At 42.4% G+C, this 25028-nt stretch carries 23 protein-coding genes and 1 pseudogene; 15 read left to right on the top strand and 9 right to left on the bottom strand.

What is annotated here, in order from left to right:
• The 6 genes from OH459_RS26670 to OH459_RS26645 form a co-directional block, all read left to right on the top strand.
• Positions 1-309: hypothetical protein (locus tag OH459_RS26670; RefSeq protein ID WP_029790784.1), on the top strand; the 309-nt coding region annotated here is incomplete at its 5' end.
• Between the two features lie 295 nt (positions 310-604).
• Positions 605-904 carry a hypothetical protein gene (locus OH459_RS26665; protein WP_239968133.1) on the top strand — a complete coding sequence of 100 codons (300 nt, stop codon included), beginning with the start codon at positions 605-607 and terminating at the stop codon, positions 902-904.
• A gap of 150 nt (positions 905-1054) precedes the next feature.
• Positions 1055-1624 carry a hypothetical protein gene (locus tag OH459_RS26660; protein ID WP_155483505.1) on the top strand — a complete coding sequence of 190 codons (570 nt, stop codon included), beginning with the start codon at positions 1055-1057 and terminating at the stop codon, positions 1622-1624.
• Between the two features lie 279 nt (positions 1625-1903).
• Positions 1904-2131, top strand: a complete 228-nt coding sequence (locus tag OH459_RS26655) for a hypothetical protein (RefSeq protein WP_050926427.1) — start codon at positions 1904-1906, stop codon at positions 2129-2131.
• A gap of 448 nt (positions 2132-2579) precedes the next feature.
• The gene (locus tag OH459_RS26650; protein ID WP_269058007.1) at positions 2580-2708 is read left to right on the top strand and encodes a hypothetical protein; all 129 of its coding nucleotides are present in this window, start codon (positions 2580-2582) and stop codon (positions 2706-2708) included.
• A 160-nt stretch (positions 2709-2868) separates the two neighbouring features.
• Positions 2869-3237 carry a hypothetical protein gene (locus OH459_RS26645; protein WP_029790786.1) on the top strand — a complete coding sequence of 123 codons (369 nt, stop codon included), beginning with the start codon at positions 2869-2871 and terminating at the stop codon, positions 3235-3237.
• A gap of 285 nt (positions 3238-3522) precedes the next feature.
• Here the strand turns inward: OH459_RS26645 and OH459_RS26640 are convergent, their stop codons facing one another.
• A complete protein-coding gene (locus OH459_RS26640; RefSeq protein WP_017819406.1) occupies positions 3523-4065 on the bottom strand; it encodes a nuclear transport factor 2 family protein in 543 nt (180 codons plus the stop codon).
• Positions 4066-4204: 139 nt separating this feature from the next.
• Between OH459_RS26640 and OH459_RS26635 the strand changes: the two genes are divergently transcribed.
• From OH459_RS26635 to soxR, 4 genes are all read left to right on the top strand, one after another.
• Positions 4205-4585, top strand: coding sequence for a winged helix-turn-helix transcriptional regulator (locus OH459_RS26635; RefSeq protein WP_050907032.1), 381 nt, complete (start codon positions 4205-4207; stop codon positions 4583-4585).
• 170 nt (positions 4586-4755) lie between these two features.
• Positions 4756-5043, top strand: coding sequence for a hypothetical protein (locus OH459_RS26630; RefSeq protein WP_114093003.1), 288 nt, complete (start codon positions 4756-4758; stop codon positions 5041-5043).
• 318 nt (positions 5044-5361) lie between these two features.
• The gene (locus tag OH459_RS26625) at positions 5362-6081 is read left to right on the top strand and encodes a carbonic anhydrase (RefSeq protein WP_269989534.1); all 720 of its coding nucleotides are present in this window, start codon (positions 5362-5364) and stop codon (positions 6079-6081) included.
• Between the two features lie 294 nt (positions 6082-6375).
• A complete protein-coding gene (soxR, locus tag OH459_RS26620; protein WP_005448768.1) occupies positions 6376-6807 on the top strand; it encodes a redox-sensitive transcriptional activator SoxR in 432 nt (143 codons plus the stop codon).
• 33 nt (positions 6808-6840) lie between these two features.
• Here soxR and OH459_RS26615 read toward each other — a convergent pair whose 3' ends face one another.
• The 5 genes and pseudogenes from OH459_RS26615 to OH459_RS26590 form a co-directional block, all read right to left on the bottom strand.
• On the bottom strand, positions 6841-7236 hold the full coding sequence (locus tag OH459_RS26615) for a DUF2391 family protein (protein WP_050924979.1): 396 nt from the start codon (positions 7234-7236) through the stop codon (positions 6841-6843).
• A complete protein-coding gene (locus tag OH459_RS26610) occupies positions 7229-8089 on the bottom strand; it encodes a tetratricopeptide repeat protein (RefSeq protein WP_005448770.1) in 861 nt (286 codons plus the stop codon). The genes OH459_RS26615 and OH459_RS26610 overlap by 8 nt, the downstream gene beginning before the upstream one ends.
• A gap of 192 nt (positions 8090-8281) precedes the next feature.
• Positions 8282-8845, bottom strand: a complete 564-nt coding sequence (locus OH459_RS26605) for a GNAT family N-acetyltransferase (RefSeq protein ID WP_009697219.1) — start codon at positions 8843-8845, stop codon at positions 8282-8284.
• Between the two features lie 503 nt (positions 8846-9348).
• A pseudogene (locus OH459_RS26595) lies at positions 9349-9714 on the bottom strand (class I SAM-dependent methyltransferase); the annotation flags it as partial.
• Between the two features lie 124 nt (positions 9715-9838).
• Positions 9839-11356 (bottom strand): phospholipase D family protein, encoded by a 1518-nt coding sequence (locus OH459_RS26590; protein ID WP_059678376.1) that lies wholly within the window; start codon positions 11354-11356, stop codon positions 9839-9841.
• 582 nt (positions 11357-11938) lie between these two features.
• Here OH459_RS26590 and OH459_RS26585 point away from each other — a divergent pair.
• The 3 genes from OH459_RS26585 to OH459_RS26575 all read left to right on the top strand — a co-directional run bounded on the left by OH459_RS26585 (position 11939) and on the right by OH459_RS26575 (position 16816).
• Positions 11939-13096, top strand: a complete 1158-nt coding sequence (locus tag OH459_RS26585) for an efflux RND transporter periplasmic adaptor subunit (protein WP_009697217.1) — start codon at positions 11939-11941, stop codon at positions 13094-13096.
• A 13-nt stretch (positions 13097-13109) separates the two neighbouring features.
• Complete coding sequence (locus OH459_RS26580) at positions 13110-16268, top strand: efflux RND transporter permease subunit (RefSeq protein WP_269989529.1); 3159 nt, start codon at positions 13110-13112, stop codon at positions 16266-16268.
• A 281-nt stretch (positions 16269-16549) separates the two neighbouring features.
• A complete protein-coding gene (locus OH459_RS26575; RefSeq protein WP_009701831.1) occupies positions 16550-16816 on the top strand; it encodes a hypothetical protein in 267 nt (88 codons plus the stop codon).
• A 705-nt stretch (positions 16817-17521) separates the two neighbouring features.
• Here OH459_RS26575 and OH459_RS26570 read toward each other — a convergent pair.
• The 3 genes from OH459_RS26570 to OH459_RS26560 are packed head-to-tail and all read right to left on the bottom strand — an operon-like array spanning position 17522 to position 22591.
• Positions 17522-20623 carry an efflux RND transporter permease subunit gene (locus tag OH459_RS26570; protein WP_269989528.1) on the bottom strand — a complete coding sequence of 1034 codons (3102 nt, stop codon included), beginning with the start codon at positions 20621-20623 and terminating at the stop codon, positions 17522-17524.
• Positions 20620-21948, bottom strand: a complete 1329-nt coding sequence (locus OH459_RS26565; RefSeq protein ID WP_269989527.1) for an efflux RND transporter periplasmic adaptor subunit — start codon at positions 21946-21948, stop codon at positions 20620-20622. The genes OH459_RS26570 and OH459_RS26565 overlap by 4 nt, the downstream gene beginning before the upstream one ends.
• A complete protein-coding gene (locus tag OH459_RS26560) occupies positions 21935-22591 on the bottom strand; it encodes a TetR/AcrR family transcriptional regulator (protein WP_005449834.1) in 657 nt (218 codons plus the stop codon). The genes OH459_RS26565 and OH459_RS26560 overlap by 14 nt, the downstream gene beginning before the upstream one ends.
• A gap of 302 nt (positions 22592-22893) precedes the next feature.
• Here OH459_RS26560 and OH459_RS26555 point away from each other — a divergent pair, with 302 nt between their 5' ends.
• Together OH459_RS26555 and OH459_RS26550 are read left to right on the top strand one after the other, a co-directional pair.
• Complete coding sequence (locus tag OH459_RS26555; protein ID WP_053052205.1) at positions 22894-24117, top strand: hypothetical protein; 1224 nt, start codon at positions 22894-22896, stop codon at positions 24115-24117.
• 3 nt (positions 24118-24120) lie between these two features.
• Positions 24121-24963, top strand: coding sequence for a hypothetical protein (locus tag OH459_RS26550; RefSeq protein WP_053052204.1), 843 nt, complete (start codon positions 24121-24123; stop codon positions 24961-24963).
• The last annotated feature ends 65 nt before the right edge of the window (positions 24964-25028 follow it).

Genomic DNA, 25028 nt, shown 5'->3' with positions numbered 1-25028 from the left:
ATGAAGAATATACAGATTATAGATGACGCAATTAACGCAACATATGATATTTTTTCGGCAACAGACGATGAGTTTTCATTATTGTTTATTGGCAAAACTAACATCGCGTTTATAGAAGATATTGATTTAGATAATTTAGTTGTTAGACAGGCTTTAAAGAATTTGTGGGACCGGAGGGTTAGAAAGTGCGATGTTCAGGGAATCCATGGAACTCTATTTTATGGAATGGAAGATAAAAAAGATTATTATCCAACGTTGATCGACGAAGAAGCATGTAACCCCGATGGTTCTAAACTTCGACAGGAATAAGCCATACATTTTCTTTGATTACTCTTTGAATCAGGTTAAATAGGTGATGTATTAACTGGGCAGGTATTGCCTTTTGCCAAAAGATTTTGTCTCCTGGTTGTTATCAGACTCGCCTATTCCGGCTATATTTTTAGCAGGGTTGTCACTTTATGCATTTCAATTGGCAACACCACATAGATTGTAACTTTTAAAGCAATAAAAAAATACTGTGATAAAGAAATTAAAGAACTGTGAGCGGAGGAAAGTAACAAAGATATGATACTTTCACAATTTGTTATCTCGAAGAATGGGATCAGTGTCGTGGCATAGTGAATTTGACCACTTAGACTCACTACAAGAACAAGGTGGGATCAATCTCTATGCTTGTGTGAATGGTGATCCATTAGGGTATGTGGACCTGGATGGTAGAAATCCGGTGGCAGCTGGTGCCGCTGGTGGAGCTATGGTCGCAGGCCCCTCAGGGGCGGTTGCTGGTGTAGTAGCCGGTGTTACTGTTGGCGTGGCAATATGTGCACTTACCAATCTATGCAACTTTAATGAAGAAGCTGAAGAAAGCGAAACGGAAAGCGGTCCCTCAAATGATAAAGAAAACTGAGAGAAAATCCCAGGGTCGAACCAAGCCTATAGACCTAAAGGTTCCAAGGAACCTATCTTCGAATGTGACCGCGCCAGAGGGAACAGCCATGGTGGGAGTTACTGGAAAAAGTGGAACAAAAAGCGTGATTGGGAAGGGGGAAAACGAGAGATGGTACATACAACGAAGATGGTAAAAGGCAAAGAGATTAAAACTAGTTATACAAGGAGAGGGGTATTTAATGTTTCAAAAGCAACACAAAAGGAATTATGCAGAATATTCCCTAACTTACTAGATTTATATGATGATAATGATGGTATAGAAACGAAAATTGGCGCTATTTCTGTATTTGATCATTGGCTGAATGAAGAGGAATATTTTAGATATGTTAACTCACCTAACTCAGTCAAAGAGAGTTATTCAAGAAAATTAGATGAGTTTGCATTTTATATGGCAACTAATTATGAATGTTATACATTTAAAGTAGTGGGTCGGGGTAAAAAACGCAGGGTGTCATTTAGGTATTTTACTGATAGTGATTCTATTTCAAAAATTGCTAAGCAAAAACGAGAAACTATTCCCTCTCTATTTTTATATAAGTTAGTATTCCCAACCTTGGCTGTTAGTTATTTTGAAGGGTGGGAAAATACTAATTATATCTATTCCTCAGATTATGATTATATTTTATTTTTTAGTCAGTTAGCTGAAGAGAAAGGATTGAGTTTTTTACGATTAGGTTAAAAATGCTGTACTAACGTTAATAGTGAATTTCTTAAAATACGGGGTCTGTTGGTTAAATCAATTGAACTAAATCAAGAAGCTACGATCTGATTGGCTATACCCATCAATCGTTGTAGCCTCATGCTTAAACCTCGTTACAAAACAACTAACTGGAAGCAGTACAATAAAGCCTTAATCAAACGTATTTCTCTGACCTTTTAAATAAAAGACAGGTACCGAATTGAGGTGCCTTTGTTTTCTTTCTGGGACACATCCTTTTAGGGCGGAATGGGGGTACCAGTGCATTTTCGTACGATAAAGACGGAAATCCAATTAAGGGGCTCTTGGCCTTTTGAAGTCGAGTACGATGCAGAAAACCGATTAACCAAACTGAACTTTACGCATGATAACGTTCAATATCGTGAGCAATTTGCTTACGCGCATGACCATATGTTGGCTCAATACCAGTTTTACAAAGACAAAGCGCTGGTCGAGGAGAAGCAATTTGTTCGTTATGGGTTAGTTTAGCTTCAACAACGTAATGCTCAAGGGGAGGTAGTTCAAGAATACGTTTGGGACAAGTCGAAGGAGGCAGTTTTAGTGGGCAACCCTTTGGTTACTCAACGAAACGCAGTGACTTTGCGAGTGGGTTAGTTTATTTTGGCTATCGGTTCTATTCGCCTTACCAGCGCCCCTGACTTAACCGCGACCCACTACAAGAACAAGGTGGGATCAACCTCTATGCTTATGTGAATGATGATCCGCTAGGGTATGTGGACCCGGATGATAGAAATCCGGTGGCAGCTGCAATAGCGGCGACGACTGCTGCGGCACGAGCGCTCCTTAAAAAGCTATTAAGGGATATCGCGAAGAAAAAGGCGAAAGACGCTGCTAAAAAGCAGTCTAAGAGCAGTAAAAGCAAGGCTAAATCTCAGGGATGTGTTACAAAGGGGGGCGTGGGCAGCAAGTTGGAAGCATGATAAAAACTGATGGTTCAACCACGACCAGCGCCATAAAAGCAAAAGCGGAATCGGTAGGTTTTAAATCCACCAAAACAGCAAACGGTCCTTTGAGAATGGTTGATGAAAATGGAGTGCTCGGGTAACGATTAAAGGTGGAAGTCAACATGCACCTGGTAGTGCTGGTCCTCATGTTGAGCTTAAAACTTCTAGTGGTCAAAGGGTAAATCCTGCTGGTAATCAAGTAACGCGTAAGAGCCCTGAAAATCACACACCAATTGACTTTGATTTATTGGGGGCTGTGTTATGAGTAATTATTATCACTGGGAAGGCTTTGCTGGTATTTATTTTGAAGATAGCTTTGTATTGGGTATTTATGAATCTTCCAATGAAATTTCTTTTATTGTTGAAGCTGTCTTAACAGAGAATCACCCATTGTATACGACACCTGAGAGTGATGAGCAATATTGTTATAAGAAAGGTAAGATTGTTTTTCAAGGCTTAAAGCGCGTTAAATGGATAAGTAGAAACGAAACTCCATTTAAAGATGTTTCCGGTGAAGAGGATTATGGCAATATTGATGTTTTTCAATTATCGAATGATCAGTATTTTCTGTCGGGCGATTGGGGTGAACTAGAAGTCACGTCATCACCTGTAAAGTGGATTTGGATTTAAAGTCAGAGCCATTCAGAACAAATGGACCGGAGTTGATGTGAGCATTTGATTGAGATGGTCTGACTTTTTTATCTCAACTTGACAAAAACGCCTCAAGTGAACCTTGAGGCGTTTTTGTTTCTGTAACATCATAAAACTACGGCTGTGTCTCTAGTTTTTTATCGCCGCACATATTACTTTCATTCTGTTGGGATGGTGAGACTAAGAATTCCTCCGTTACAAAAATAATCAATCGTTGAAAGGCAATTTAGAGCAAAATGATATCTATCTCTTAACATCAATTTGTCAAAAAACACCATTCGAGTTAGCGATATCCCCACCGCTGATTAGGGAATAAACCCTCATCGAGAAATCAAGTGCTTGAATCGAATCCCAGTGCTCGACAATTCTGCCATCTTCGATGCGCCATGTGTCGATGATGTTCATCCCTTTTTGATCATTTCCTCTGTCCTCTCTATCTAATGTGGCATGTGAATGGAAGATCACGTAATCGCCGTCTACGTAGATATGTTTAACATCATAGGCATAGTCTGGGTAGTCTTCGACAAACTCTTCCAAGAAGTTAACTAAGCCTGTCACTTTATCAGGTAGATTTCGATTGTGCTGTACATAAGAGCTGTCGTTATAGTGCTCCAGGATGTAGCTAAAATTGTGATTATTCATGAGGTTTTGAACGAAATCAGTAATCAATTCTGCATTCTCAACCTCTTGTTCTGACCAATTCGTTTTCTGGAGCGATGGCAGATCAATGATCAACGTGTCTTTAGATTGCGCGTGTACCACTGTGCTTGCAAATAGAAGAATAAGTGAGGTAAGTGATTTAAACATAGGTAACTCCAATGGTCGTCTTGCTATTTAGGTATACATTGATAACCATAGTAATTAATAGTAACCTACATAACAAGAAGGCACCAAATACTTAGTTAGGCACTTTTTGGTAACCAATAGATTGAGAAGGGAGCGACAAATGGCAAAGAAAGTTAACTCAGAAAGGCGTGTTTTTCACAATAATGAAGATTGCCCTGTACGTAATGTTGTAGCGCAGATTGGCGATAAATGGTCGCTTTTGATCCTCTTTGCTCTTGTAGATGGCTCAGAACGATTTAATGCTCTGAAATCAAGAATAGAAGGAATCTCTCAGCGAATGTTGACCCAAACTCTTCGTGATCTTGAACGAGAAGGTTATGTGAATAGAACTGTTCATCCTGAGGTGCCTGTACGAGTAGAATATGAACTAACGAAGTTGGGGCGGGAGTTGGTTAAGCCTTTGTACGAACTGGTTTGTTGGGCTGATGAGCACCAAGAAGAAGTAAAGCACTCTCGAAAGGTTTACGATGAAAAAAATTAATCTTGTTTCAAAGTTGGAATGGATATTAAACCATAAACATCTGTTGCATTTATAAGTTTGAGACAGGTATGTACAGTCCATTGATTTAGTCGTACGTACTTTCCCTTTGAACATTCTCACATTATCATTGTCTCAGTTTTTATCTTTGATGTGAATGTATGGTGTATGGAATGAAACATTTGATGTTGGCAGCACTCCTATCTAGCACTTTCCCAGTGAGTGTGTTGGCTGATGATGTGTTGGGTGTTCCCAATGTAGAACCAGAAGATGAGGGCTGTTTGAGTGTTGTGTGTAAAAACACTATCGAGCCAGAAACGGTTGCTAAAGCAGGTGAGTTTCCAGACCGTGAGGGCAATGAAACCCTATCCGCATTAGGGAGCGTACTCTTTGCAGCAGGAGAAATGGGGTTAGCCGAGAACTTACAAACAGAAGATCCAGAGCTGAGCACGACTAGGTAGTACAGGAATGGTACTATGACGGGATTCGCTCTCTTCTAAATTAGTGTTCTCTATTTTATAGTAATACTAATATCTGAGTATCTTTGATACGCTCAATAAGTGATTCAAAAATAAAGACCGAGCCTCGTGCTCGGTCTTTTCGTTTGTGAGATGTTTTCTCACTTTTGAATCCTAAGTAATATCTCAATTTCGCGACTAGAGTGATGGGTTCCAAAGTTAGCTCGCAATCATTGTTTTCAGTCTGTTATGTATGTTTCCACAACGATTAGTATGAGTGTGCTTTCACAACACTCGAATGGAAGAAAACAAGGAGAAAACATGAAAAAGTCACTAACAGCACTTGGTCTTGCTTTGGTATTTGTGAGCTCCGCGAATGCGGCGAATTGGGGCTACGAGGGGGAGCATGGACCTGCTCATTGGGGGGAGTTTGCTTCCGAATGTGCTAAAGGACAAAACCAAAGCCCAATTAATATTCAATCGTCTACTGAGGCCAAACTAGATAAGCTTCAATTTGATTATCAAGGTAAAGCGATTTCACTGCTAAACAACGGTCATACCTTACAGACGAGTTTAGAAGGGAAAAATACACTGACGATTGATGGCAAAGAGTTCGTATTAAAACAATTTCACTTCCACACGCCATCAGAAAACCATGTAGATGGAAAGGAATACCCTCTAGAAGCGCACTTTGTGCATGCTGATAAGGCGGGTCACCTAGCCGTTGTTGCAGTGTTCTTCAAACTGGGTAATGAGAATCCAGATCTAGCTAAGTTACTGCAAAACATCCCTAATAAAGATCATGATGTTGCTATTGAAGTCCCGTTTGATGCGGACGCGCTTATCCCAAGTGATAAAGACTACTACCGTTTTAATGGTTCTCTAACGACTCCGCCTTGCTCTGAAGGGGTTCGTTGGTTGGTGATCAAAGACACGAAAACGATCTCACCTGAGCAGGTGAAAGAGCTTGCTAAAGCAATGGGACACAACAACCGTCCAATTCAGCCGCTTAATGCGCGTATGATCCTTGCTCGGCAGTAATCCGCGCTCACACAGAGAAAGATCCCACTAAAGCTAATGAATGGCAATCAACCTGTTTTTGCCATTCATTTTCTAACCCAAGCGTCGCATCATCCCTACCGTAACCGTTTTGGCATCTGTTGCTAGAATGTTCTTATCGTAAATAGTCGTGAAGAATGCCCTCTAAATACTGCATAGCCAATGAGGACAGGATTTTATTTTTCATCGTCTTTAATGGCTTAATTTGTTAGCGTAATGTAACTTAAAACCTCAATTAAGCTTGAGGTTGGCATTTGTAAGAGCAAGAGGAAAAGCATGGAAATCAGTGTTGGTGAGGTAGCAAAACGTTCTGGAGTAAAGGTTTCAGCACTGCACTTTTATGAGCAGAAAGGACTCATATCAAGCTGGCGAAACCAAGGCAATCAAAGGCGGTATCACCGCAGTGTACTTCGTCGTATTGCGGTAATTAAAGCTGCTCAACAAGTTGGACTATCCCTCGAAGAAATCAAACAGGCATTAGAAGAGTTGCCCAAGCATCAAGCGCCAAACAAGCAACAGTGGGAAACCATGGCAAGTCATTGGCATGCACAATTGGATCTAAAAATTCAAAAGCTAAAAGCATTGCAAAATGACTTAGGCGGGTGCATTGGATGTGGCTGTTTGTCGCTTGAAACGTGTGCGTTAAGAAACCCAGAAGACGTATTAGGGAAAGATCATTCGGGGTCGAACTTAACGTTGGATGATTAGGGGCAACTAGCCCCTAGTGACGAGAATGTGGTTCTATTCTTTATCAAAACTATCGACGACGATAGCGCCCATTGAAGCTGGCATGGTTATGACTATTACGCGTTTAAGAGCGATAATTGGGTCGGTAAACATTGGCAATTTGTTGATGCAAAATAGAACCAGAGCAACAACTACAGCGGCAATAAAATAAGCAATCACGACACGAAAAATAAATACCGTAATACGAGTATTGATGTTGCTTTGAAATACACTTTGATAGGCGAAAAAACCTAAAAAGAGTACTGAAAGGCTAAACAACATCAGTAAGTTAATAAAAGGCAGGCTTTCTCCTAGTCGCCATGCCTCTTCCGAAAATGAAATTGGCACGGCTAAAGCAAAAGCACCAACGAGAACTTGGCTGGCGTCTTCGAGATTGAAGTGGCTACTCATGCTTAGACTCTGTAGTGTTACTTGTGAGAAGTTGCTCGAAGCGTTCATGCCCATGAAGCAGTTCCAGATCTTGCTCTTCAGCTAACAAGTCGCGAATTGATGGACTGGCATCTATTGCACGCTCCAAATCTTCAATCGCTTGTTCTTCAATGCCGAGTCGAGAGTACGCACATGCACGTTGATAAAGCGCCGGTCCGTTAGTGTCATCTACTTCCAAAACGCGATTACATAAGCTCAGTGCCCAGTGGTATTCTTTGATCTCCATTGCGGCATCTGCTTTGTAAGTCAGTGCTTCCAAATCGCCCGGGCGAATCAGCAGAATCTCATCGTAGATATCGATACGTTGCTCTGGAGTTTGTGAGCTTTGTGCACGAAGCCATAAGTTATGGATTTCGTTGATTTTCTCGATTTCTTTGTTGTTCTCGCTGATGATGCGAGTTTTGCGTTTTAAGTCGCGTTCTAATGCTAGGAACTTTTTCTCGTATTCCTGAGCGATTTTTTCTAGTCGCTTGTCTGCCATTTCTTTGGTGTTGTGTTTAAATTCACGTAGTGACTGCCAACCGACAAAGGCAATTAGCGATGCAACACCTGCGATGATATAGAAGAAGTAGGTGACAGTGACGTTAGCGTAGTTCAATGATTTATCGGCTACGGTAAGCTCGCGGTCGGTGATCTCGACGACCATCCGTCGTTCTAAATCCTGTTGTTCCTGACGTAGAGACTTTAATTCGTCGAGGATATAACGTTCCATCAAAGGGCGATCTAAAAGGTCGGATTCTGAATACTTTTCTTCTGATGCTAGAGATGGGAAAGAGAGTAGAGCAGCGAAGAATATGCCGATGATTAAGCGCATAGAACGTCCTTTTGCGTCGAGAGTGGATGGATCTCTGAAACCATAGCAAATAGCGACTATGTTTAGCAAAGAACTCATGAAAAACACTTGTTTTATAATGTGTTCTGACGAGTCATTAGCTTTTCGTCTTGTGGCGGGCTATCTCACTTTGTAGGGCGTTTGCTCTTTTTACTCCGGTATTGTGTAAGTGGTCTATGCGAATTGATCTGGGCTGAACAAGCCTTGGATCAGTGTTTGCCACTCTTCTTTCAATACGCCATATTTGACCGAGTCGTAGTATTCGCCTTGGTAATAACGCACTTTACGAATTCGTGCTTCTTGCTGCATGCCGAGTTTCTCCGCACAGCGCATCATCCTCGGGTTACCTGACCATGTGGTTAATCCGACTCGCTCTATTTCTTGTGTGTCAAAGATATGGCTTATCCAAGGCACCAATGCGCTAAAACCTAACCCTTTGTTCCAGTAGTTAGAATCGTAAATGACGATCCCAGCTTCTAACCAACGCGTGCTCTCGCATTCCCAATACCAACTGACAGAGCCAACAGGTTTACCCTCGAACTCAATCAATAACATGTCTTCACCTTTTATTAGGCGTTGTAAGGTGTTGTTACGAAAGCCTTCCAGTGTCGGAGTTTGATATGGAAAGTAAGGACCATTAAATTTAGCCCATCGTTCATCTTCAGTAATTAACTGATATAGATTCTTTGCTTCTTCAGGGGTCGCGCGTCGCAGTGTCACGCCTTGGAAATGGTACATAGCTTACCTTTTAATTAACGTTTAATGGCGGTGACGCTGAACGTGTGCCAATGCTTTGTGTGTCCAACAGCTGTTGTGCCATCTTCATCTCGTTCGTGAAAATGAAGTATTTCATAACCTCCAAACAAAGTTTCCACTTGCTCTTTGGTGAAAGCACAGATGTTGGGGTGAGTATCTGCCTCAACCCAAGAATCGTTGATTCCTAACAAGTCGCCACAAAATACGCCGTTAGGTACTAGGGGCTGTTGACCCTTTCGCGGTTAAATTTTGTTCGAGATAAAATCGTTTTAGGCGAGGCAAGGAGTGTGCTGCCTAGTCATTCTAAGTAAATACTCCTTAACAAAGCATAAAACGATTTTAGCCGAACCCTCCGGGCAGCGTTTGTTGGTCATTTCTACTGCGTTATCGCCTTCTCATGTAGGCTAGCTACACAGCAAAGTCTCTGCCTTGTATAAATCCCCAACAATTCGCTGCAAAAATCAGCTCGAAAGGTCAACAGACCCTAATGCTTTGTTGATTTTTTGCCAGACCTTGGCGAAGTGTTCGCTAGGACAAAAGAACAAACTGGCGCTGGCGATAAATAAACTGCAAGCAGGATACGTAAAATCACTAAAACAAGAATGGGATATGGGATAGTGAGGGTTGCCTTCAAAGCGAGTTAAGCAGGTTTCGACAGCGTCTTGATGCGCATCGAAAGCATGAACGGTGTAGCCTCGACTAAGAAGATACTGAGAGTCTCTTCCAGTTCCACATCCCGCATCTATAGCGGTTTTATTATCGAGAGTAAGTAAATTCGCTGCACGCTCGACGTTGGGACGGTGCGGCTGCTGCGCGACCTTTTGATAATATTCGTTCCATTTTACTGACATCGTGATTCCTTTTTCACTATTCTATTTTTGTCGTATTACGTTTCAATAGAACACGACTCCCTTATGTTCTGAGCGGTGGGCTATTCTCTCTGGTTTCTGGTATTTAGCAGGCGCATAACGAGGGTTATAGCTGATCTTCAATTGGAAGTATGCCAGAGAACCAAGCGCCCATTTTTCTCCATACACTGGCTTCTGGCTCCGAATCGAATTCTTCACCAGTCTCCATATCAACCCACGCTATGTCGCCATCTTTGATTACGATTTTATAGGCATTTTCTCTGAGCTGTTTGGGCAACTGCGCTAAGGATTTTTGCACGTATTCAGGTTGTTCGATGACGACTGCCATTTCGGTATTGAGTTCAGCGGAACGTGGATCCCAATTCATGGAACCAACAAACAGAGTTTTACTATCGATCATCATGGCTTTGGCATGCAAACTTGCTCTGCTACTGCCCGTGAGACTCCATTTACTTTTGATTTTTGCGCTGGCTTTCACTTCCCAAAGCTTGATCCCAGCTTTAACCAAGTCTTCTCGGTATTTCGCATACCAACCATGAACGGCAAACACATCGTTCGATGCCAAGCTGTTTGTGACTATTGTGATGTCGATACCTCGCTTTGCCGCGTCCGTCAGTGCTTTTGTCCCAGATTTTGTTGGCACAAAGTACGGGGATATTAGTACAAAAGAGTTATCTACGTTTGCTAACAGTTCACTGAGGTTGGCAACAAGTTGGCTTTCTTGAGTTGCAATCTTATCGGGCAAGTCGAACCAAACTTCACCTTGTCCCCAGTATAAATTCAACTTGCCCTGTTGCAGTTCTTCGTAAAGATCGAGTTCTTTAAAATTATAAGGACCAGTAGAGAACTTTTCTTCTAATTTCAAGTTCTTAACTTGAGTTTTAATGGCATCGTCGGCAACTCTTTCTGATTCAGGCACAATCCATTCCATTGGGATCGCATACAAGCTGTTCCAGTAAAGGTCGAATTGATCCGCGGTTTGTGTCACAGCCTCGCCATAAAGCATGACATCGAAATCGCCGAATTCGACATTAGATTCAAAAGAGAAGTATTCATTGCCAATGTTTCTGCCACCAACAATCGCGGAGACACTATCTGATATTAGTGACTTGTTGTGCATACGACGATTAAGGCGGTCAAAGTCACTCGCAAGAGCAAATACGCGCGCGTCTCGGTATTGATGAGGATTGAACAAACGAATTTCGATGTTAGGGTGAGCATTCAGTTGCGCCATACCTTCATCATTGCGTTTTTGCATGTCATCCAGCAATAGGCGAACACGTACACCGCGTTGAGCGGCTTCATACAATCGCCATGTCATCAGTTGGCTAGTTTCGTCGCTACGGTAAATGTAGTACTGCAAATCCAAACTTTTCTCGGCGGATTCAATCAGAGCTATTCGAGCAAGAAGTGCGTCATTGCCTTGGTTTAGTGGATAAAAACCGGTATCAGAGTCTGGATCTTTGTCGTAGCTTTCAAAAAAAACAGCCAAAGCAGAATCATTTTGATAGCCAAATTGAAAGCTGGTGGATTTCTCACTTGGATCTCTGGGTTGAATGGATGAACACGCTGAGACCAGTAAGAGCATAGAGCCCAAGAGGGCTTTTGAGAGAGAACGTCGCAATGCACACTTCCTTGTTTATCATAACCTTTTGATTATATATCAAGCGTTGGTAACTGGTAATGCGAGCGGGTTAGGTTAAGTCGCAGTTTTCACATTCAAGGCAAAGAGCGCGAAACCACATTTAATGCATGAAAATGGAATATTATTCAGGCGGACAATATCATGTTTTTAACTTATGTTTTGTTGGTAAATGGTTAATATCACTAATATCTGGTGGTAATTACCAACACTGAACTACAAAAAATAGCTAGATTAATTTAACTTATTGATATTTAAAAAGTAAACGATTGGCACACCTATTGCGTATAAACGGTGAGTGTGAGAGGCCGTAACTTGCGAAAGTGGTTAAGTTTTTGTTAATTTTATTAACTTGCCATGGATAGTTCTTTTGTGATCGATAGTCACAAAAACAGCGGAAGCACGGCTCTTTTATAAAGTTGTCTATTTCAGATGCAAATATCTCACTGTTTGTCCGCGGGGAGTGTAAGGTCCAGTTACAAAATCTCGGATTTTTAACGTGGTCTTAAGGCGAATGCCTGATGGGGATGAATAGGAGAATACAAAAATAAAAAAGGATTTTTGATGTTAGCAAAACCAGTATTACGTTGGCTTTTACCCTTCGTCGTGATGGGGGGGGCTTATGCGGGCTATGCCGCTATCGCTGCGACCGCACCAGAAAAAGAGTCAACCAAAGACACCGTTACTGAACCTACAGTACAAACTTCTTCACTTTTTCCAACCGATCATAAAGTCGTAATCACCAGTCATGGTGAGATGGTCCCTTTTGAGAAAACCCACCTCGCTGCACAAGTCAGCGGTGAGGTCGTGAGTTGGCATCCAAACTTTGTCACTGGTGGCATCGTTAAACGTGGTGAAGTGCTATTCACGATTGAAAGTGATAATTACGAAGCGGCAGTACTCCAAGCTGAAGCCGGTTTAGCAAGCGCTCGTGCAGCTCTAATTGAAGAGCAAGCAAAAGCTGAGGTAGCGAAACGTCAAGCGAAGAAGTTAAGCGATAAACAAATTACAGACCTCTATTTACGCAAACCACAGGTGTTAAGTGCTCAAGCGCAAGTGAAGTCAGCGCAAGCAGCCCTGAAACGAGCAAAGCGTGACCTAGAAAACTGCAAAGTGGTAGCACCTTACGATGCTCTCGTTGTTGAACGCGACATCGGTGTCGGTCAATTTGTTTCTTCTGGTTCTCGCGTGGCTACGTTAAATAACATTGAAGTGGCAGAGATCCATGTTCCGATCGCAGGCTTTGACAGTGCGTTCCTCCCTGACTCCTTAAAAGAACTGCGAGCAACGGTGACCCAACAAGGTATTCTTTCAACAACGAGAGAAGGTAAGGTCGTTCGAGATTTAGGAATGATCGACAGCGCGACACGTATGATCAACATGGTCATTCAGGTGAAAGATCCTTATGGCTTAGATAACAAGCAGCCGCCGATTAAGTTTGGCTCGTATGTCGAAGTGAGTTTCACAGGTAAAGAACTAAAGCACATTTATCGCTTACCACAAGAGTTAGTGAAAAACCGAACGGTTTGGGTAGTGAATGGTGAAAATGAACTGCAACCAAGAACAGTAAACGTGCTTCGTGCAGAAGGTGAGTTTTTGCTTGTTGGGGAAGGCTTAGAGCAATCAGACATGCTTGTTCTGACTTTGCCTGAGTACCCGCAAAAAGGCATGGCAGTCCAAGTCGCAAAAAAGAATGACGACTCCGAAACCGTCGTACAGTAAGTAGGAGTCAATCATGGAAGAGAATCAACAAAAAGGCATTATTGCCTATTTTGCCAATAACTCTGTCGCTGCAAACTTAATGATGGTGTTCATCATCGTAATGGGCATCGTGAGTTTCTTATTCATTCAACGCCAAATGTTCCCGAATGTTGAGGTCAACTACATCAATATTCGTGCTGCTTATCCAGGTGCTTCTCCACAAGAAATTGAAGAGAGTATTTTGGTGAAAGTGGAAGAGTCGATTAAAGACGTCACCGGCATCAAAAAGACGGTCGCACGCGCATCCCGAGGCAGTGCGCATGTGTCGATTGAAGTGGATGTGAACGCGGACATCAAACGTGTGTTGGACGATGTAAAGCAAAGAGTGGACACCTTATCCAATTTGCCTGCGGGCATGGAGCCGATTAACGTTTATCAAGTGGAGTGGCGACAAGAAGTGATTGAGATGGGGTTAGTCGGGGACCGACCTCTTGAAGAACTCAAACCTATTGCTAAACAAGTCGAAGATGAGCTTCTGCAACTACAAAACGTTATGTTGGTGGATCTCAGTGCGCCAGAGGAAGAGATTGCGATTGAAGTCGACCCACTTGTTTTGCGTAAGTATGATCTAACACTGAATGACGTGAGTAATGCGATTCGTCGCTATTCTGCTAACTTCTCCGCAGGTGAGGTGAAAACCAACGCAGGTATGATCGCGGTTCGTATTGAGAACCAGTACTACCATGGCGATGAATTTCGAAATATCCCCGTTAAACTCGGCGCAAATGGCGCCAAGGTGTTACTGCAAGACATTGCAACCATCAAAGATGGCTTCACAGAAGAAGATCGTTACTTTGAATATTCAGGTCAAAACGCAATTTACATGGCGGTTCAAGCCACGCGCGACCAAAACATCATTCCTGTTGCAGAGTCTGTTCGTAACTATATTGAAGCAAAGAACAAAACGTTACCTAGCGATATTCAGTTAAAAGTACTGGTTGATATGACCTATTACCTCAATGGTCGTCTCGATATGATGCTGAAAAACTTGCTTCAAGGTGCGGCGCTTGTAGCGATCATGCTGAGCGTGTTCTTGCGTTTCCGCTTGGCGATGTGGGTAATGTTAGGGCTGCCAGTGTGTTTCCTAGGCGCAGTGATGATGATGCCCATGCTTGGTATCACTGTAAATATCGTTTCTTTATTTGCCTTTATTATGGTACTCGGTATCGTTGTCGATGACGCTATCGTGACTGGGGAAAGTGCTTATAGTGAAATCGAAGAGAAGGGCGGTGGTGTCGAAAATGTTGTCACTGGCGTTAAACGTGTTGCTACCCCAGCTACCTTTGGTGTGTTGACTACGATTGCGGTATTTGCACCTTTCCTGCTTTCTAGTGGTATTGATAGTGCTTTCTTTTATGGCATTGCTGGTGTTGTGATCCTGTGCCTTACCTTTAGTTTGATTGAATCTAAGTTGATTCTTCCGGCTCACTTGGCGCATACGAACTTCAAACCAATCAAACCAGATGGATGGCGTGATAGCTTTAACAAGCGTTTCTTTGGTTTTGTGAATGGTCCTTACCGTAGTTTTGTTAAAGCGTGTACGCATTGGCGCTGGACTGTATTTGCCTTCTTCTGTGGCTTGCTTCTTATTAGTGCAGCCTTGGTGAGTTCTAACTATGTGCGTGTGATTCCGAATCCAAAGGTACCAACGGATTATCCTGCGATTACGATTGAAATGAATGACACGGTATCGAGTGAGCAAACCATTAATGCGCTAAAAACCATTGAAGGTGTGATGCAAGAAATCGAAGATCAGATCATCGATGAATACGGTCAAGGTATGACTCGTGACGTGCTGTCTTACAACCGCAGTCGTACTGAAGGTCGCATTCTTGTGCCACTTGTCGATGAAGAATTACGTCCATTTAATACCTTTGAGCTTGCGCGTCGTTGGCGTGAAGCTATGCCTGTGATTCCGGGAATGAAGAGCTTTAAGATCCGTGAGCAAAGTGCAGGCGGTGGTGATCGTGATGAGTTTGGTTACTTATTGTTTGGTTCGGATATTAACGAGCTGAATGAAGCTGGTCGTTACTTGATTGGTCGACTGCAGCAAGAAGAAGGTTTGTATGACGTATCTTCGTCTATCGATTCCGGTAGCAAAGAAGTTCTACTATCACTTGCTCCAGTTGCTTACGACCTTGGTTTGGATCTGACGATGATTGCAGAACAAGTTGGTGGCAGTTTCTATGGTGGTGAAGCGCAACGCATCATTCGTGATGGTGAAGAAATCAAAGTCATGGTGCGTTACCCGCAATTGACTCGTGAAGCGTTTTCTTCTTTACGCTATGCAGTGATCACGACGCCAGCAGGGAAAAAGGTCATGCTGGGTGATGTGGTTAAGATCAACGAACAACCGGGTGTGAGTAGCATTCGACGAGAAGGTGGTTACCAAACCGTTTACGTTTATGGTTCTATTGATGAAGAGTTGGTTGAACCTCAAGAAGTTGTGAAGGTAATTGACGACAACATCTTACCGGACATGAAGCAAGCTTTCCCGAGTGTGAAAACGGAATTGGGCGGTGATATTGAAGAGCAAGCTGCGCAGCGTAACGAGCAAATCATGTTCTTCATTGCAGGCATGATCATCGTATACATCTTGCTGGCTGTGCCGTTGAAGAGCTATACCCAACCGTTGATCGTCATGTCGGTGATTCCGTTTAGCTTAACAGGTGCGATTTGGGGACACTTCTGGCTGGATATGGACATCAGCATGATGTCGACGTTTGGTTTGATCGCAGCAGCGGGTGTGGTTATCAATGATTCCTTGGTGATGACAGATTACGTCAACCAGGTGCGTGAAAAAGGTATGAGCATCAAGCAAGCAGTCGTTGAGGCTGGGTGTGCACGTTTCCGAGCGATCACGCTGACATCGATCACGACGTTTGCTGGTGTTTTACCCATCATGTTTGAAACCAGCTTGCAGGCTCGATTCGTTATCCCTATGGCAGTAGCCCTTGGTTTTGCAGTGCTGTTTGCTACTGTACTTACCTTGATTTTGGTGCCTTGTTTGTACCTGATGCTTGAAGACATTAAAAACATTTTCCGGGCAATCAAACGCTTTTTCGGGCGTGTGATGAGTAAGTTCAAGAAGCCGTCAGCGAATACAACTGGTAGAGAAAGTATGCAAAGCTAGTTTCACCTAGAACGAAATTACAAAGCAGTCTTCGGGCTGCTTTTTTTGTTCCTTAAGCGAACTGAAATGAACTTCCTATACTATAAATTGAGTGAATGGTTAAATATTCATAAATTTGCCTGGTTAATTTAACACTGTGTGTGTGAAATTCGCCACCGAGCAGATGGTAGAAAAATGATGTTTATTTTAAGTTATTGATATTAAAGGTTTAAAAAGTTGGCATTCTATGTGCAATGTATAGGATGCAACCCAATGAACTGCTAATCCCTAAGGAGCTTATTATGCAAAGCGTATTTCTATCTACTCTAGGTCTTATTGCTGTAATGTCATCACCAATCGCTGCTGCTAACACTCTAGACAAAGATGAGTGGAGTGCAGATCTACGTCAAGAATTTACAACAATGAAGCATGAGGCAGTTGCGGACATCCAACAAATGAACATGGACGCCATTGATGAACGTGATGAGCGCATTGTTAAACACATCAAAGAACAACAAGCGCAGTTGGTAAAGATCAAGTGCCAGAAGATAGAGGCAACCAAATCTTAAGCTCTGACGTTAAAGATTCCGTGTTAGTCACAAGGAAGCGCGATTAACCAAAGTACATCCGATACAAGGGCGACGTGATGAATTATCGGCGTCAATCTTGTTGCTCTGTTTGCCAATCTATTTAACTAGGTTGGCTTTTTTTGTGTTTACGAGTTAGTGAAAACGAACGATATATCTGGCGACATGATAGGCAACAGTAGTGAGTTGAAATAGTTAGAAAGAAAAAAGCCCGCGAAGAATACCTTCGCGGGCGAAAAAAGGGCACCAATTTGGGTGTCTATTCATTTTGGAGATGGTCGAACGTCCATATCATACTGACAATAGGCTTGGTGAGAGGCTTACCACCAGTGCGACCAACGGGGCTAAAGTTAACATTGTTGTAATCATTGTTAAAATGTTAATTCTTCAATCAATGATTTCATTATCGTTAGTTCAAATTGTGAATGTGTTGTCTGTGTGTGTTTTTACTGTGCTAAATGTCGTTTTTGATAATAAAACTTATCATAAACGCGGTACCTGTCATTTGAATTAGTTATATAAAAGTCAACATATCGCATTCTCAATTGTTCATATTTGCACTTAATGCCTCATAATAACCTTTTAATTGTTACGTGTTTGTGTGGCTTTTAACGTTTTTCACTGAAAACAAAAAGAGCGACCTAAGCCGCTCTTGTTTGTTTTGATAAGGAAACTTATCGGATTGTTTTAGATCTCTTCGTGCTTATGAACTAGACCGAAGTCAGCCAAAATGGCATAAGCGGCAGGAATCATAAACAGTACCAACAACGTCGAGGCGAAAATACCAAACACGATAGAGATAACCAGAGGTTGGATAACTTGGGCTTGCAAACTGGTTTCCGTTAGCAACGGTAGCAAACCTGCAGCGGTTGTCATCGAGGTTAGGAATACGGCACGGAAACGTTCTCTACTCGCTTTAACGACAGAATCATGAACATTGTCACCTTCATCTACATGATGGCGTATGTACTGTACTAGCAGGATTGAGTCGTTTACTACGATACCAGCCAATGAGACAAAGCCCATCATGCTCGGCATACTTAAGGAATGCCCAAGCACAATATGCCCCCATACTACCCCGATAAAAGCAAGTGGGATCGCGAGCATGACTACAAACGGTTCCAAGTAACTTCGGAATTGGTAACTTAGGATGGCAAACACGCCAAATAACCCAAGCAAGAAGCCTTTGCTCATAGAGGCTCCGGTCTCGGCGGTGTCTTTAGCTTCACCTTCAAAGTCGAAACGTAACCCAGAGTACTTCTGCATCAATTTTGGCGCTTCATCTTGTTGGAATTGGCGAATGATAGCGGTTGAGTTTGCCTTGGTGTTGTCGGTATCACCAAATACGCTCACCGTGCGCAATCCATCAATACGTTGGATGCGTACGTAGTTGCGCTGGAAATTCAATGTTGCAATGGTCGCGAGCGGAATTTGGCTACCGTCTGGCAAGATAATCGGAAAGTTCGCCAACTGTTGTAAGTCGCCTGCTTGCGTTTTATCTAGTCGAACTTCTATCGAAATATTCTCAACGCCGACTTGGATTTCGTCAGCGGTTTGACCAAAAAATGCCGCACGCAGTTGGTTTGCAACAAGCTGACCATTGATGCCATAAGCTTCTGCGCCGGGACGCAATTTAACCAGAACTTCCTCTTTACCCATGCGCATGTCATCTAGCACGCCATGAACACCGTCAAATTGATTAAGATACTGTTGAATATCAATCGAAGCTGCTTTCAATGCATCAAGATCATCATGTTTTGCACGAATTTCTATCGCTCGCCCACCCGGTCCCATCGTGGGCTGTTTGAATACCAGAGAGATGGGGTCTGCGAGTTCTCCAATATCTTCACGCCATGCTGAGATAAAGTCATCAATGAGAGTGTTGCGGCTTTCTGCCCCTAACAAGTCCAATCTAACTGTTGCGATATGGGGACCTGATTCGTTGGCATCGGCATTCGTGTTGAATTGACTGGTTATGTGTAGTACGAGCGGATTACCGCCTTCAACTTTTTCAGTCCATTCTTTATCGAGCTTTTGCGCTGATGCGACGATCTTATCTACCACGGTCTCTGTTTGGGATAGTGAAGACCCAGGAGGAAGAATGATACGAGCTTCGGCAATATCACCGTCTAGCTCAGGAAAGGGCTGGAACTTAAGCAAACCGCCAATTAACGTTGCGGCAGAAATCAGCAGCAAAGTAATGACACTGCCCATGAAAGCGTAGCGATACTCAACCACTTTATCTACGGCATTGACCAGCGTGGTATTACGGAAGTTCTCAAAAGATGCCAGTAGCTTTTGTTTGAACTTTGGTGTGGTCTTTTCCTGTTTTTGTTTATGCAGTGAATGAGATAAGTGGTTGGGTAGAATCAAAAATGCTTCCACTAAGCTCAAGCTTAATACCAAGATAAGTACTTGCGGAACCGCCTTTAGCACTGCACCCATTTCACCTTGTAGAAACAGCAGGCTACCAAAGATGCAAACGGTGGTTAAGAAGGAAGAAATTACACCCGGTAAAACTTTCTTAACGCCTTTGATAACGGCGTCATCGATCTCTTCGCCTCGGTCAAGGTGAGCGGCAATGGACTCTGCTATAACGATTGCGTCATCCATCATGATACCGATCGCCATTAGCAAGCCGACTAAGGACATAATGTTGATGGATAGTCCAAGCTGTGCCATCAAAAACAAGCCACCTAAAAATGCAACAGGTAAACCGGCGGCAACCCAAAATGAATAGCGAAAGCTAAAAAACAACCACATCGTAGCGAAGACCAAAATGATACCTTGCCAGCCATTTTTGACCATCATAGTAAGACGATCCCAAAGCACCGACGAGAGATCATTGGTCATTTGTAGCATGACTCCGTCTGGCGCGTTGGCTTGCTGTTCTTCCACAAATTGAGCGACACGTTCTTTGATTCTGAGAGCATCGTCTTCTTTGTTTTTACTGATCTTTAGAAGGGCAGAAGGGTGACCATCGAAGAGTACTTTCTGCTCATCTAATTCGAAACGATCTGTAATCGTAGCGATGTCTTTTAAGCGAATGATTGAGCCATTCGGACCTGAACCAACAACAATAGTTTCTAGTTCTTCTGGCGTAACGCGGCGTTCGTCAAAACGAATCAGGAAATTTTTGTCTGGTGTTTCAACATTACCACTTGGTAACTTAACGTTTTGACGACCAATTTGCTCCGCAATATCACCCACACTCAGACCTAATTGTCGAATCGCTTGTGTATCAAGCTCTACCCTGTATTGATGATCCGAGAAGCCTGCCACATCGACCAAAGACACGCCGTAATCGAGTTTTAGTGTGCGTTTAAGTTGTTCGGCATACCCTTTTAATTCCGGCCAAGTCGTATCTGCAGTGATTGCCACATCAACGACAGGCTCGTTCCAATCCAGTTCTTGAACTACGGGCGACTCAATTTCTTGTGGGAAGTCATTGATCGAGTTAATTTGAGTTTGAACGTCAACGAGCATGCGACCGATATCGGCGTCCTCATTTAACTTTAAGATGAGACGAGCTGACCCTTCAATAGCTTCACACTGAGTTTCTTCAATATTAGCGAGTCCATCTACGGCGTCTTCCATACGAACACAGATACTCTCTTCCACTTCTTGAGGGGATGCTCCTGGATAAACCACGCCAGCAAGAATATAAGGGGGATCGAACTCCGGAAAGGTTTCTCGCTTGATGCCAGAGAGGGAAGAAATACCCAAGATAAGCAACGTCAACATCAACAAATTGGCTGCGGTTGGGTGTTTTGCAAAGAATCGGATCATGAGTCGGACCCCTCAGTCACCGTTTGGCTCTGCTCTGATGCTTCCTTCAACAACATGCCGTTGATAGCAGGCAACAGGTCATTAATGATCAACTTTTGACCTTGTTCCAAGGCACCTTCGACAACGACTTGGTTGTCGCGTCGATAGAGTACCTCAACAGTCACGATTTGAAGGCGGTTATCTTCACCCATCAGGTAGATCTTGTCTCCATGGAGCGCGCGTTCAGGAATAACCCAGCTTGGATTCTGTTGTCCTTCAATCAACGCACGTACAAACATACCGTTCACGAGAGGTGGTACAGACGTTGGTTTCAATGCTCGATAATCTTGCTCAATCTCCAATATCACCCCAGCGGTGGCTTGGCTTGGATCCACCGTCTCACTGATACGCGCGACTTTAGCAGACCAAGACGCAGATAGGTTGCCGCTATTAAGCTCAATAATGGAGTGGATAGCATTCATATCAGGTTGTGGGATACCAGACTCATCACGTACAAACTCACCGATGCTTGAAGCAAGGGTTTGCATATCATGTATCGACAGCTGAGCTTCAACTTCCATCACATCAATGCCATGCCCTGTGACCATAGTTTGTTGAAGGTTCACTACTTGATTTTGTTCGATATCCACCTGAGCAATGCGCAGATCATATGGGAGCGTGATGATGGTTTTATCAAGTGAACGTTTCGCCTCATCCACTTTCGAGGCGTTGACCTTAACTAACGCCTCAGCGACACGCTTCTCATCTGGCATCAAACCTATCTGATTTTCAATATCAAGCACCAACTTACGCTGAGAAAGCGCACTTTGCTCTTGTTGATCCACATCAGATTGCGATGTTAAGCCTTTCTTGCGTAGGTTTTGCTTACGAGCAAGTTCTTTGTTGGCGATCACTAAACGATTCGCTTCAATTTTGAGTGTGCTTTTTAAGTTCGCTTCTTCTTGGTTTAGCTTAGCCAGAGAGGTGTGTGCAGACTTAAGGTCGGCTTGAGCTTGAACCAGTTTTAATTCGTAATCGAGTGGATCGATCCTTAAGATCTCCGTTCCTGCTTGTAGTACTTGCCCTTTTTCCAATTGTGGGTGGCGATAAACTACTTTTCCAGTGACTTCGGCGATAGCCTTCCACTCAATTTTGGGTGTAATTTTTCCGAACCCAATAGCGATAGGTGCAATGGCTTTCAGTTCAAGAGGAATAGTTTCGACTAACCTTGCGCGATCCCCCGCAGGTTTTACTGGCAAATCTGGTTTGAGGTTAATTGCCAAGAGCAGAATGACGATCCCGGCAGCAAGGGCAGGAAAGAACAGCAATTTTTTATTCATTTTCATATTGGTCGCCCGAGTCTAAGAGTCCATGTTTCATCAGTTGTATGTTGTGTTCGAACAACCGGTTCAAGAATGCTTCTGAGAGTTCAATACCGTGTATGGCGAGCAGCGCTGGTGGTGCCATAAAAGGGAAAACCATTAAGCTGATATAAGAGACACGACAAAGTTGCGGGTCAGCTCCCTTTCGCAGAACACCACTGTCGACCAACTTATCGAAGATAACCCCTTGCATTGGTTGGCTGATGTCGGCAAATACTTTTTCAAGTAACTTTCGTTGAGTTTCGGAAGGAGGCATGTGCATGACTTGAGCTATTAAGCGAGGAAACTGCGGCACTTTGATCATTTCTCGGTAATAGGTACGCATTAAGTCGAGAAAATTTTGCTCACTGCTGTCTGATACGAGAGCTTGCAATTGCTTCTGCATGGGTGACAGTGTCTCGCGCAGCATCGTTTCAAATAGCCCTTCTTTATTTCCAAAGTAGTAACGAATCATCGCGACATTCACTCCAGCCTTTTGTGCGACCAAACGAGTGGATACTTTGTCGTAGGCCATGATGGTGAAGAGCTCGCGTGCGTGGAATATTAACTTTTCACGAGCATCAATTTGGTCTGTGGGTCTTCCTGCCTTTCTTTGAGCTTTTGTCACCGTCGCCTCTCAAAATATTAAACATTTGATTAATTATAAGACGGCGATTGGTTATACGACATACGAAAAATTCATCGCTATTTAATCAATTGATTAATTTGTGATGAAGGTGACTTCGAGCAACGAGAGGAGCAGTACGACTCGCATTATGAGTAAGCTAACATCAATGAAAACGATATGTTTCTCAATAAGATATAATTCTCTAGTCAATCGAAAAATCAGTATTTCCTCTTCATAACCATCTCGAACTGAATCTGTTTTCAATTACCATTCTGAGTTAATACAATTTGAAGGACGGCGAAATGACTTGGGAATTTATTGGAAGAAAAGATGCATTTGACTACATCACTGTAAATAATAGATCTGCGGTTGAACTGGATCAGTTTCTCAGTCGCAAAATCACTATTCCTACTTCTCTTTTTAGCGCAAAAAAGATAAATATTTCTAGGCAAGCTCTATTGATGCTTGCTTCTCTAAACGAGTATGACCAAAAACAGGTAGTCAAAGAGATGTATTTTGTGTCGGCAAACCCAAGCGCCAAGTCTGTAGTAAGGCATAAACGTAATCCATTAGTAAGAATCTTTCGCTCTACTTACCCGTTTAAAAACTACCATTACTTGATAACCTGTATCCTTAAGGATGGTATGGTTGTTATCCATGACATAGCATTTGACGAGAGGTTACATGGAGGTGCAAAATCGATTAATTCTCAACAAAGGACTCAAATGTATCTTGTGAAAAAAATGCAAGGCAAGGATGGAGAATATAATGGAAAACAAGATAATGATGGTGCGATGGCTCTCTTATCGGAGTGGGATCACAATTCAGCTGATCAGACTCATCAAGTAAATACTTTACACGCCTCAGTAAATGGGATGCTGAATGACTATCAAAAAGCTGCAACCTTAATGGGTCTACATACTCAAGTCGCATATAATGAAGACCGACCAAGGGAGTATACGTTATTCCATAATCCCTCGGATGGGTGGCACTTTGATATTATTGAATGTGGTTTTGATAAATTCAAACTTACCTCACATAATGCCCAGCACTTAGCTACTGTAATGAAGCAATGCGCTGAGCAGAGGAAAAAAGTTAAATGGACGGTTCACAGTCAAGGGGCCATCATTTTCAACACTGCGCTTATATGGGCAAAGAGAAAGTATCCAACTTTAAAGCTGACCAATCAAGAAGTTGCGGTTCATGCTGGAGGGGTCAATACAGAAAAGATCGAGGCTAATGCAAACAGGATTGGAATGAAATTCAATTCGGGGAAAACCAGAACTAATCCATTTGACCTCGTTCCTAATATTGCTGCGAGGCAAACACCGTTATCTCCTAGCAGTCTCGTAAGATGTTGTAAGTTCATTGGATTGGTAATAAATGGAGAGGTGACCGAGAGCCCCCATACATTACCATACTTTGGTCTTGTGTCTTATAGGCAACAGCTAATGATGTCTGGGACGAAAAGAGCTTTGAAACGTGTTAAAGATGTAGATACGTATTTATTAAAGAACAAGGGATAATGTGTGGATTTTTTCAAAGTGTATAAAGAAGGTTTTCGTGGAAAACCAGATTTTTCTAGCTTACTTCATAATATTTTTAAAATTGACGACTTCGTTATTTTATTTGAATGTCCAGATAATATATTTGAAGGCGCTGTATACGAAGATAAAATTGAATTAAAGAACTTTGATATTAATTCAGTTAAGGAAGATCATGATAGTATAATTAAGCTGGCTTATGTTAATTTTTCTTTTAGTAGAGTTATTTTTAACCCTATAGCACCTGTAAATAAACAAGGTGATCTTTTTGTTAGGTTAGGAATAAAATCAATAGATAGTTGTGTGAAAACAACAGAACAACTATCAGATTATTTAGAAAAAGAGTATTTTGATTTTTATCACGACCCAAATCCAAGTTCGGATTCTAAACGTGGATATCATACGGAGTTAATGAAAAAATTTATAAAAAGAGCCAATCGTCAATGGGGAGAATCCCCAGAATCTGAAGAAATGATATCAGAAAAAAGACAATACCTTATCGATGGCTTTTACCGCGGTTATCCACCAATAAAATGTAAAAATGTAAAAATAGGAAAGCACACGTTTTCAAAGTATTTAGAAGGAAGTTTAAAGTATAAAGGGGAGTTTAGTCGAGTATATAATTTAATCATCAAAGATGGATTTTGCCTAAGTATTGAGTTTTGGTACGCAACTCAATATGGCTATCCCCAAAAAAAGTTTTTGAAATGGATTGAAGGAGCTGACGAGACATTTGAAAAAGAAATGTTAGAACGATTGGAAATGTCAAACTGTATTGACTCTAAGCTAGAAAGAAAAGTAGATATAATTACACGCAATGTCAGTTGATACAAGATTTTTTAATTATCTTTTTTGCGATGTTTTATATGGTTAATACTATTTTGTTAATTACA

The organism is Vibrio sp. MM46, assembly GCF_027587135.1.
Lineage (GTDB): Bacteria > Pseudomonadota > Gammaproteobacteria > Enterobacterales > Vibrionaceae > Vibrio > Vibrio harveyi.
The sequence above is the reverse complement of the archived record's forward strand: the minus strand, read 5'-3'. Positions and strand labels throughout refer to the sequence as shown.

Excerpts from the sequence above, each read along its gene's own strand:
- OH459_RS26660 (WP_155483505.1), top strand. The coding sequence starts at position 1,055 with ATGGTACATACAACGAAGATGGTAAAAGGCAAAGAGATTAAAACTAGT.
- OH459_RS26650 (WP_269058007.1), top strand. The coding sequence starts at position 2,580 with ATGATAAAAACTGATGGTTCAACCACGACCAGCGCCATAAAAGCAAAA.
- OH459_RS26645 (WP_029790786.1), top strand. The coding sequence starts at position 2,869 with ATGAGTAATTATTATCACTGGGAAGGCTTTGCTGGTATTTATTTTGAA.
- OH459_RS26640 (WP_017819406.1), bottom strand. The coding sequence starts at position 4,065 with ATGTTTAAATCACTTACCTCACTTATTCTTCTATTTGCAAGCACAGTG.
- OH459_RS26635 (WP_050907032.1), top strand. The coding sequence starts at position 4,205 with ATGGCAAAGAAAGTTAACTCAGAAAGGCGTGTTTTTCACAATAATGAA.
- OH459_RS26630 (WP_114093003.1), top strand. The coding sequence starts at position 4,756 with ATGAAACATTTGATGTTGGCAGCACTCCTATCTAGCACTTTCCCAGTG.
- OH459_RS26625 (WP_269989534.1), top strand. The coding sequence starts at position 5,362 with ATGAAAAAGTCACTAACAGCACTTGGTCTTGCTTTGGTATTTGTGAGC.
- soxR (WP_005448768.1), top strand. The coding sequence starts at position 6,376 with ATGGAAATCAGTGTTGGTGAGGTAGCAAAACGTTCTGGAGTAAAGGTT.
- OH459_RS26615 (WP_050924979.1), bottom strand. The coding sequence starts at position 7,236 with ATGAGTAGCCACTTCAATCTCGAAGACGCCAGCCAAGTTCTCGTTGGT.
- OH459_RS26610 (WP_005448770.1), bottom strand. The coding sequence starts at position 8,089 with ATGCGCTTAATCATCGGCATATTCTTCGCTGCTCTACTCTCTTTCCCA.
- OH459_RS26605 (WP_009697219.1), bottom strand. The coding sequence starts at position 8,845 with ATGTACCATTTCCAAGGCGTGACACTGCGACGCGCGACCCCTGAAGAA.
- OH459_RS26585 (WP_009697217.1), top strand. The coding sequence starts at position 11,939 with ATGTTAGCAAAACCAGTATTACGTTGGCTTTTACCCTTCGTCGTGATG.
- OH459_RS26580 (WP_269989529.1), top strand. The coding sequence starts at position 13,110 with ATGGAAGAGAATCAACAAAAAGGCATTATTGCCTATTTTGCCAATAAC.
- OH459_RS26575 (WP_009701831.1), top strand. The coding sequence starts at position 16,550 with ATGCAAAGCGTATTTCTATCTACTCTAGGTCTTATTGCTGTAATGTCA.
- OH459_RS26570 (WP_269989528.1), bottom strand. The coding sequence starts at position 20,623 with ATGATCCGATTCTTTGCAAAACACCCAACCGCAGCCAATTTGTTGATG.
- OH459_RS26565 (WP_269989527.1), bottom strand. The coding sequence starts at position 21,948 with ATGAAAATGAATAAAAAATTGCTGTTCTTTCCTGCCCTTGCTGCCGGG.
- OH459_RS26555 (WP_053052205.1), top strand. The coding sequence starts at position 22,894 with ATGACTTGGGAATTTATTGGAAGAAAAGATGCATTTGACTACATCACT.